Raw genomic sequence first — 663 nt, 5'->3', positions numbered from 1 at the left:
CCCCACGCTGCCCGCCACGAAGGCCTCGCGCCCGCTGGCAAGCACGGCCTCGCGCGCTGCGCGGGCCATGGCCCGGTTGAACTCCACCACGTCGGGGGCGCCGGGGCCGGTGCCCAGTTTGTAGATGCAGCCGCCGAAGGTGTTGGTGGTCAGCACGTCGGCCCCGGCCCGCAGATAGTCGGCATGAATGCCCACCAATATGTCGGGCCGGGCCAGGCAGAACAGTTCCGGGCTTACGCCGGGCGGCAACCCGCGCGACTGGAGCATGGTGCCCATGCCGCCATCGAAGACCAGCCGACGACCTGACCGAAGCGCTTGACGAAAATCTGGCACAGCCTGTACTCCTGAAACTTGGCTCGCAGGCGATGAGAAACCCGCGCCCCGCGAGTGTTCCGAAAACATGCCCGACCGGCGCGTACCGCCGCACGGGAAAGCCTGTGTACCGGAAAGCCTTGTAAAGGACAAACAAAAATCATACCATCCCGGCCTGTACGGCCCCGTCACGCATAGTGGGACCCCGCTACACGACGCACGAACCGGCGCGGCCTGCGCCGCGCCTTTACCGGATACCATGACAGATACAGTGAAAACGCCGCGCCGCGCCGCACGCACGCGTGGCGCCAAGGCCTCCGGGCCCGCGGGGGCTTCCGGCGCCATGCCCCT

Annotated in this window: 1 protein-coding gene; it reads right to left on the bottom strand. The window is 67.7% G+C overall.

What is annotated here, in order from left to right; translation table 11 throughout:
• A partial coding sequence (locus FVW20_RS17780; protein WP_196610625.1) for a homocysteine S-methyltransferase family protein occupies positions 1-333 on the bottom strand: 333 nt, incomplete at its 3' end.
• Between the last annotated feature and the right edge of the window lie 330 nt (positions 334-663).

The sequence above is a fragment of the Nitratidesulfovibrio oxamicus genome, assembly GCF_015731765.1.
GTDB classification, from domain to species: Bacteria; Desulfobacterota; Desulfovibrionia; order Desulfovibrionales; family Desulfovibrionaceae; genus Cupidesulfovibrio; species Cupidesulfovibrio oxamicus.
The sequence above is the reverse complement of the archived record's forward strand: the minus strand, read 5'-3'. Positions and strand labels throughout refer to the sequence as shown.